This is a genomic window from uncultured Nostoc sp. (assembly GCF_964245575.1).
Taxonomy (GTDB): Bacteria; Cyanobacteriota; Cyanobacteriia; order Cyanobacteriales; family Nostocaceae; genus Nostoc.
Map to the genome: position 1 here is coordinate 1 of NZ_CAXTNP010000309.1, position 8,290 is coordinate 8,290.

6 protein-coding genes are annotated in these 8,290 nt (G+C 43.6%); 2 read left to right on the top strand and 4 right to left on the bottom strand.

The genetic code is table 11. From position 1 onward, the window contains the following. Positions 1 to 190: 190 nt before the first annotated feature. Positions 191 to 952: a class I SAM-dependent methyltransferase gene (locus ACFFAP_RS32415; protein WP_375515066.1), complete on the bottom strand. Its 762-nt coding sequence runs from the start codon at positions 950 to 952 to the stop codon at positions 191 to 193. Positions 953 to 958: 6 nt separating this feature from the next. On the opposite strand from ACFFAP_RS32415, the gene ACFFAP_RS32420 reads away from it, so the two are divergent. Together ACFFAP_RS32420 and ACFFAP_RS32425 are read left to right on the top strand one after the other, a co-directional pair. After that, positions 959 to 1,777, top strand: a complete 819-nt coding sequence (locus tag ACFFAP_RS32420; protein ID WP_375515067.1) for a class I SAM-dependent methyltransferase — start codon at positions 959 to 961, stop codon at positions 1,775 to 1,777. Positions 1,778 to 1,948: 171 nt separating this feature from the next. Beyond that, on the top strand, positions 1,949 to 4,210 hold the full coding sequence (locus tag ACFFAP_RS32425; RefSeq protein ID WP_375515068.1) for a cation:proton antiporter: 2,262 nt from the start codon (positions 1,949 to 1,951) through the stop codon (positions 4,208 to 4,210). A 289-nt stretch (positions 4,211 to 4,499) separates the two neighbouring features. Here ACFFAP_RS32425 and ACFFAP_RS32430 read toward each other — a convergent pair whose 3' ends face one another. From ACFFAP_RS32430 to ACFFAP_RS32440, 3 genes are all read right to left on the bottom strand, one after another. Then, complete coding sequence (locus ACFFAP_RS32430; protein WP_375515069.1) at positions 4,500 to 5,912, bottom strand: TolC family protein; 1,413 nt, start codon at positions 5,910 to 5,912, stop codon at positions 4,500 to 4,502. A 108-nt stretch (positions 5,913 to 6,020) separates the two neighbouring features. Next, positions 6,021 to 6,692 (bottom strand): ABC transporter ATP-binding protein, encoded by a 672-nt coding sequence (locus tag ACFFAP_RS32435; RefSeq protein ID WP_375515070.1) that lies wholly within the window; start codon positions 6,690 to 6,692, stop codon positions 6,021 to 6,023. A gap of 100 nt (positions 6,693 to 6,792) precedes the next feature. Beyond that, on the bottom strand, positions 6,793 to 8,073 hold the full coding sequence (locus ACFFAP_RS32440) for an ABC transporter permease (RefSeq protein ID WP_375515071.1): 1,281 nt from the start codon (positions 8,071 to 8,073) through the stop codon (positions 6,793 to 6,795). Positions 8,074 to 8,290: the final 217 nt, after the last annotated feature.

An 8,290-nucleotide genomic window follows, 5' to 3' on the forward strand; every position in this document is an offset into this window, starting at 1 on the left:
TCAGAACACAAGTCTTTTCGTTCAGAACACAAGTCTTTTCGTTCAGAACACAAGTCTTTCTTGAGCCAATGAGTGGAATGAAACAGCTTTGCTTTTCAAGAGGGGTTGGGGGGATTAAAAGTCTGTGGAGCCACTCTAAAAGATTTGTGTGTACACGATAGCCTAAAAGGAGAGAGGAATGGAAGTGAGGTCAGAGTAAATTAGAAGCGCTAGAATCAGGTTTCTCAAATACCATTAAATGCTGTTGAGGTAACAAGTTTTTAGTTTCACGCCAAACCAAACCAACAGCTTGCATTTCTTTACGGACTTGCTTTTGAGTCATCTTGTGCAGACCTTTAATCATGATAAAGGGATTTTCACCCCGGTACTCAACCAGCATTACCCGACCACCTGGTTTAAGTGCTTTCACAATTCCTTGCATCACTTCTTGGGGATACTCAAGTTCATGGTAAGCATCCACCATCAAAGCCAAATCTATACTTTCAGATGGTAAGTTGGGGTTACTAAGATTTGCTAAAACAGGCTCAACATTGATGATATTTTTCTCTTTTTTGAACAACTCAATAATTTCCAACATTTCTGGCTGAACATCTACAGCCAACACTTTACCTGCTGTTAATAACGGTGCGATGCGAAAGCTTAAGTAACCAGTACCAGCACCAATATCCGCCACTACATCATTAGGTTTCAGATTGAGGAGGGTGACTACTTTACTTGGCTGTTCCTCTCCCTCTCGGCTGGGACGTTCTAGCCAGCCAGCGCCAGTGTATCCCATAACTTTGGCAATTTCTCGCCCCATGTAATATTTGCCGATACCATCTGGACTATGGATAAAACGCTGTTCGTAAACTGTAGTGGATGAAGACGTCGCTTGTGCTGTCAGGGTTGGGTTCAGCAGCGAGCAACTCAATATCACAACAAGAGTTACTATAAAGTGGAGAAAATTTGACATTTAATTATGACTGTTCTGGATAATTATAAGCAGCAACTAAAAGAATTTTATGGTAGCAGAATTACTTATGACCATGAGGAAGGTACTCGCCATCCTCTAGATGCCAAGATTTTACTTGAATTTGTTCCCCTACATTCGGGACAAAAAATCCTTGATGTGGCAACTGGAACAGGTTTAGTTGCGATACCCGCAGCTGAAAAAGTTGGTTCAGAGGGCTACGTGATTGGAATTGACATGACCCCTGGAATGTTGCATCAAGCAAGACTTAAGATTGCAGCAGCAAGATTACAAAATATCGAGTTAATTGAGGCGGATGCAGAAGATTTCAACTTTAGTGATAGTAGTTTTGATGTTGTCTTTTGCTGTGAGGCCATTGTACTTTTTCCTGATATAATTGCTATTTTAAAAAAGTGGTATCGCTTCTTGAAACCCGGAGGATTTGTGGGATTCACCTGTCCTCCCGAAACTGCTTTTATGGCATCTCTTCAGCAGAGGATCTGCGCTAAAGTTTTGGGTGAATCGCTACCACATATCCTTGAACCACTAGGGACTCCAGAAAAATGTCGCAATTTGCTCAATCAGGCAGGTTTTAAAGATATCGAAATTAAGATTGAACCCTCAGGACGTTATCGCCCTCTTAGTGATAACAGATTATCTTGGACAGTAATTAATATAAATTTTAAAGGTAATCCTCTGTTGTCAAAATTATCACAAGAACAATTAAATCAGTTGCAAGTTGAGTACAAAGCTGAAATTGAGAAACTAGCAACCGATCAAGGTATTTGGATAGACACTACAAAGTTCTTTGTTCGCGCTCGAAAATAAGTTAATCAGCTTTGATCCTGAACTTACAGCTAAGGGCGATCGCGCATGATAATCTTGCCGCTAATAATCACAATGATAGTTTAATCTCTAGACCGATGTAGAAGTAAACATTTTTAGATTTACTTGAAGCAGCCCCTTTAAAAATTTGTAATCCAACCTTTGGACGTTTATATGCAAAACCTGTCCCTGATGTTAGTGCCTGTACTCGCTGCACAGAAAGTAGCAGGTGACGGTTTAATTAAACCTCTTGGTCATCATGAGCTGCTGTTGGTGTTGGTGCAACTGTCACTATTGCTTCTGGTAGCGCGGGGATTAGGTGAGTTGATGCGCCGAATTAACCTACCGCCTGTTGTTGGAGAATTACTGGCGGGTGTGGTGCTTGGCCCTTCTCTATTTGGTTTGCTCCTTCCAGACTTACAGGCACACATCTTTCCTCAAAGTCAAGAACAGTCTAATTTACTTTCGGTGATTTCTTGGTTAGGCGTGTTATTTTTGCTAATTGTGACTGGGTTGGAGACGGATCTAAAGCTGATTCTTCGTAAGGGTAAAACGGCTCTTTTGATTTCACTGGGCGGAATTATTGTCCCGTTTATCACAGGATTTGGATTGGGCTGGCTATTGCCAGATAGTTTTTTAGCCGACCCAGAAAAGCGACTAGTATTCAGTCTGTTTATCGCCACAGCAATGAGTATTTCGGCAGTACCAGTGATTGCTAAGGTGCTGATGGACTTAAACCTGATTCGCCGTGACATTGGTCAAGTCACCTTAGCTGCTGGTATGACTGACGACACTATCGGCTGGATTTTACTTTCTGTGGTTTCAGGTTTAGCTAGTAGCGGCAAATTTGACCTGGGGACAATTTTCCATTCCGTGAGTGCGGCTATATTGTTTCTAGCGATCGCCTTTACAATTGGGCGTACCATCGTAGACCAGATTTTGCGCTGGGTTGATGACTATGTTGGTGGAATCGCCGCGAGTATGTCGGTTGTGCTAATTCTTTCGCTCTCAGCAGCAGCACTTACCCACGGATTAGGCCTAGAAGCAGCATTAGGTGCTTTTGTAATGGGGATTCTAGCAGGTCAATCTCGCCGCTTTAGCAATGAAGCTGGACACATGCTAGAAGTTTTTACAGCAAGCTTTCTAGCGCCAATTTTCTTTGCTTCAGCTGGCTTGAAAGTTAATTTACTAGCTCTGTTAGTCCCGCAAACGTTCATATTTGCCTTGATTGTTCTCGCTGTCGCCTGTGTTGGCAAATTTACAGGTGCTTACCTTGGTTCTCGCGTGGGCGGCTTGAGTCATTGGGAAGCTTTGGCGATGGGTTCCGGGATGAATGCTCGCGGGGCGATGGAAATTGTCGTTGCCACGATTGGTTTATCTTTGGGAGTGCTCAATCCCCAGATGTACTCGATTATTGTTATGGTGGCGATCGTCACTTCCCTAATGGCTCCACCCCTTCTGCGCTGGTGTTTGTCTAAGGTGGTTATGAGTGATGAGGAAGCTCGACGTTTGGAACAAGAAGAGCAGGATAGCCGCAGCTTTATTAAGCAGATCCAGCGTGTCTTAATACCTACTAGCGGTGGCCCCAACATCCAACTCGCGGCGCGACTAGTCGGTTACATGGCTCACCAAAACTCGATAGAAGTCACCTCTTTATATGCCCTGAGTGACAAACAGCCCCAAAAAAAAGCCCGTCGAACAGCAACCGAGGTAAAAGACACTGCCGCCGAGCAAGCTTTGGCCTCTGTTGCTGAGGAAATGCAGCTACCTGCTGATACCACCCTGCAAACAAAAACGGAGTCTGGGCGTAGTAAAGCGGAGGTAATTCTGAATGAAGCGAACAAAAACTATGACTTGATCGTACTGGGAGCTTCTGAACAGATACGCCCCCAGAAAGCATTGTTCAATTTGCTTGTAGACAAGGTAGTACAAGAAGCCCCTTGTGCAACGATGGTGGTGAAGTCGCACCTACCCCAACCCAAAGGCGAGATATCCAAAATCGCTCAACAACAGTTGAACAAGATTCTAGTGCCAACGGTAGGGACAGAATATAGCAAAAATGCTGTGGAGATGGCAAGTACGATCGCTGCTCAAACAGGCGCATTAGTGATGATTGTGAACGTGATTAATTTGCCACAAGTTGAGTATATTCTTTACGAGCAGCGATCGCTAGCTCCAGTCAAGGAAATTGCCCATGAACTACTCGAACAACAAGCAGAAATTGGCCGCAATCTAGGTGCTGATGTCAAAACCTATATTCTTCAAGGAACCAGCCCAGAAAGGGAAATCCTCAAGTTTGCCCAAACCAACGGAGTTGACCTAATTATTTTAGGGAGTAGTATCCGAATGGTTACGGGTCGCGTTTTCTTCGGTCACAGAGTGGATGCAATTCTGAGTAAAGCCGATTGCCCAGTAGCGGTAATTACTACGCCATAGTCGTTCTCAGCTTTAGCTAGATTACGACTGAGATGGGGAGTAGGGAGTGGGCAAGACGAGAGCGTAGTCGAACGGGAGTGGGGAGTAGCTAGTTTAATTACTTGAAAAGCGCTGTAATTCGTAGCGAATTCTTGGCTTACCTCTGCGCCCCTAGAGCGTTTAAATTTCAATCCTTAATTCGCCACGATTTTACGCGCAGATTTATCCGTGGCGTATTTAATATTTAATATTTAATATTTAATTTTTAATTCCCCGAACGCGAATTTATCTCCAAGAGTTGGGGCTGACTTTAGCGCGAACCTCTGGAAGTGACTGATCTTTGCAAATTAGCTAGAGCGCGATTGTAATCCAAAATAGCTGCGACTCGATTACCTTCTGCTCTTGTCAGGTCATTTTCAGCATCAATCACCTCTGTTTGAGTGCCCACACCAGCTTGAAACCTCAGCCTTGCTAAATTCAGAGCTTCCCTAGCTTGATTTAAAGCCACACTAGAAGTCTGCACATTATTTAAATTGGATTGCAATTGAGAATAGTATTGTTCTACATCAAAACGAATTAGGTCGCGCTGGCTAGCAAATTGAGTCTCTGCGATCGCAATATTAGCTCTCGACTGAGCCGCCCTTGCTCTTGCAGCTCCCCCTTCAAACAAAGTGAGATTTCCGTTAAGTCCCAATGAATAGCCATCAGTAATGCTGACGCCATCATTATACTGATCTAACAGGTTGTAGTTGGCTGCCAAACTAATTTGCGGCCCTAGCTGTGAAAGTGCTTGTCGTCGCTGTTGCTCGGAAATATTACGTTGTGCTAATTGCTGTTCCAATTCTGGGCGATTTTGAAACGCTTGGACAATACTTTGTTCTACCGTCTGCGGCCAAAGACCGGCTATTTGTACACGATCTGCGGCACTAATATCAACTGACTCTGACAAACTTAATAACGTGGCAAGCTGACGACGGGCAATTTGCTGCTGCGAGATAGCATTAGTCAGTTCTTGTTGAGAGTTTGCTAAATTCACCTGAGCTTGCAACACATCAAAGCGCGTACCTACTCCAGCCTGTTCTCTGGCTAGAGTATCTCGCAAACTAGCCTGGGCATTTTCCACAGCAGCTCGATTAATTCTTACTTGTTCATCTGCTTGTTGCAAATTGTAGTATTGAGTTGTGGTATTCAAGCTAATTGTCAAAGACTGATTTTCAACATTCAATTGATCTACACGTAGTTGTTCTTCGGCAGCTTGGATAGTCGCTTCTCGATTACCAGAGGTATAAGCGTTGTAATTCAGTTGTGCTGAACCATTAAAAGAGGTACTACCTTGAGATGGATTGTTAGTAAAACCATTACCCCTATTAGTCACATCACTGTTAATATCCAGAGTAGGAAACAAGGCAGCTTGAGACTCGCGTAGTTGCGATCGGCTGCGTTCTAGCTGTAATAGGGCTACCTGTAAATCTCGATTGTTGCGTCTTGCTAGTTCCAAAGCTTGTGCCAAACTGATTGGCACAGTTTGCCTAATCCTTACTTCCCCTGGTTTGGTAGGAAATTGCAGAGGATTGGGACTGGGGTTGAGGTAATTGGGAACTTGTACAGGGCTTGAGGTATTCTGGGGTTTTGAAGGAGTTGCTGCACTTGCTGCATTTGGAAAAAGAATAGCGATTGCTACGCTAACCCAGGTAAAATGCACGAAGAATAAACTGAAATTCATAAATAGATTGTAGTTATTAATTAGTTTTTGAGGATACAATCACAACTTTTGATCTTAATTGATCTACGGGAATTTTAAATTCCCCCTCAAAAAACCGATATTAACAAATTAGCCTACAATCAAGCCATCCTGAACTCGAATAATCCTTTTGGTTTGAGCAGCGATATCTGGTTCATGAGTGACAATCACAATCGTGATCCCTTGGTCATTAAGTTCTGTCAGCAAACTCATCACCTCACAAGAAGTTTCAGTATCTAAAGCTCCTGTTGGCTCATCTGCTAAAACTAATGCAGGTCGGTTGACCAAAGCACGAGCGATCGCTACCCGTTGTTGTTGTCCCCCAGATAGTTGACTTGGACGGTTAGATATGCGTCCCCCTAGTCCTACCTTTTCCAAGGCATCTAATGCCCTTTGACGGCGTTTTGGCTTAGGCAAGTTAGCGTAAACCATTGGTAACATAACATTTTCCAGCGCTGTTGCCCGTGCCAATAGGTTAAATTGTTGGAAAACAAAACCAATCCTTTGGTTACGGATATAGGCTAATTCATCATCATCAAAAGTCGTCAGGTTTCTGCCTTCAAAAATATAGTCTCCAGTTGTCGGACGATCCAGACATCCCAAAATATTCATGAGTGTGGATTTACCCGAACCTGACGCACCCATAATAGAGACATATTCCCCCTCCTGAATAGAGAGTTCAATTCCCTTGAGGATTGGAACACTAACTTCTCCCAAGTGGTAAGTTTTAGTAATAGATTCCATCCAAATCATTGTTGGCATAAGAATTAAGAGTTAGGAGTAGAGACGCGATTAATCGCGTACAGGAGTTAGGAGTAGAGACGCGATTAATCGCGTACAGGAGTTAGGAGTTATGAATTATTTAGTCGCTTCTTAAAGCAGTAATTGGATCTAATTTAGATGCATTTCGTGCTGGAATTACCCCAGCCACTAAGCCAACGCTCAATGAGAGTCCAAAGCCAGCAATGATCGACAATAAAGAAATTACAAAGGGAAATTTGAAAGTGTTTGCGGCTATAAACGCTAATAAAACACCACTGACCATCCCAATACATCCGCCAACAATGGAAATCACGATCGCTTCTGTTAAAAATTGATTAAGGATTGCAGAATTGGTGGCTCCTACGGCTTTGCGAATCCCGATTTCTCGCGTCCGCTCAACCACGGAAACCAGCATAATGTTGGCAATACCGATTCCACCAACCACTAACGAAATTCCAGCGATCGCTACCACCATTACTGTAAATAAACCCACAATACTAGTGAAGGTACTAACAATATCAGCTTGATTGGTCAGTCGAAAATCATCAGCTTGCGGCGGATAAATGTTGTGACGCAGCCGTAAAAGATTGGTGACTTGAAACTGAGCAGCTTCTAACTGCTCCTGATTAGCGCCTTTAACTAAAATTCCATTTACAGAAACGCCTACCAGGGCATTGTTCCCAACCAGTCTCTTCGACATAGTAGTTAGAGGAATGAAAACCTGGTCATCTCGATCCATCGGCCCCTGAGAACCTTTAGGTTCCATCACCCCAATCACTTCATAAGCCTCTCCCTGAATGCGAATTTTCTCGCCGATCGGATTTACACCCTGTGCAAAGAGTGTTTTTTGAACTGTAGGGCCAAGAATAGCTAACTGTGCGGTAGTATCTAATTCTGCTTGAGTAAAATATCTCCCTTGCTGGGGGTGAGTATTTCTGACTTCTGGGTAGTTCAAATCTGTGCCATAAATGGTTGTTGAAGTGTTCTGTCCTGCATATACAACTTGAGCGCTGCGTTGAAGATAAGCAGAAACCATCTGTGCTGATGGCGCTTGTGTAGCGATCGCCTTTGCATCTTCCCAAGTCAAGGTGCTGCTAGAACCTACTCCTTGACGGACATTCCCGCTTCTTGCTGCACCCGCCAAAATTTGGATCACATCAGTACCCAATGCTTGTATCTGTTGCTCAACCCCCTTTTGGACTCCCTGACCGACAGAAGTAATGGCAATAACTGAAGAAATCCCAATAATCACGCCCAACATAGTTAAACCTGTGCGTAATTTGTTACTCCACAAAGTCTCTGCCGCCATTGTCAAGATTTCCAGCAACGGCACTGTGCGAGTATTCTTAGTTTTGTAAAAGCCCTTAAATATCTTAAACATAAAGTTTTATTTGAAACTCAATACAATTCAGTTAAGCATTTCTTCTTTCTCTTCCTTTACGTCCAACTCTTAGAGACGCTACGCGATGGCGTCCAACTCTTAGAGACGCTGCGCGTTGGCGTCAGCCTCTCCAAGAGTTGGCGGTTCGTTAAAAAAGTTGAACCTTTTTACTCGGCAGTTGAGCCTTTTTACTCGGCAGTTGAACCTTTTTACTCGG

Excerpts from the sequence above, each read along its gene's own strand:
- ACFFAP_RS32415 (WP_375515066.1), bottom strand. The coding sequence starts at position 952 with ATGTCAAATTTTCTCCACTTTATAGTAACTCTTGTTGTGATATTGAGT.
- ACFFAP_RS32420 (WP_375515067.1), top strand. The coding sequence starts at position 959 with ATGACTGTTCTGGATAATTATAAGCAGCAACTAAAAGAATTTTATGGT.
- ACFFAP_RS32425 (WP_375515068.1), top strand. The coding sequence starts at position 1,949 with ATGCAAAACCTGTCCCTGATGTTAGTGCCTGTACTCGCTGCACAGAAA.
- ACFFAP_RS32430 (WP_375515069.1), bottom strand. The coding sequence starts at position 5,912 with ATGAATTTCAGTTTATTCTTCGTGCATTTTACCTGGGTTAGCGTAGCA.
- ACFFAP_RS32435 (WP_375515070.1), bottom strand. The coding sequence starts at position 6,692 with ATGCCAACAATGATTTGGATGGAATCTATTACTAAAACTTACCACTTG.
- ACFFAP_RS32440 (WP_375515071.1), bottom strand. The coding sequence starts at position 8,073 with ATGTTTAAGATATTTAAGGGCTTTTACAAAACTAAGAATACTCGCACA.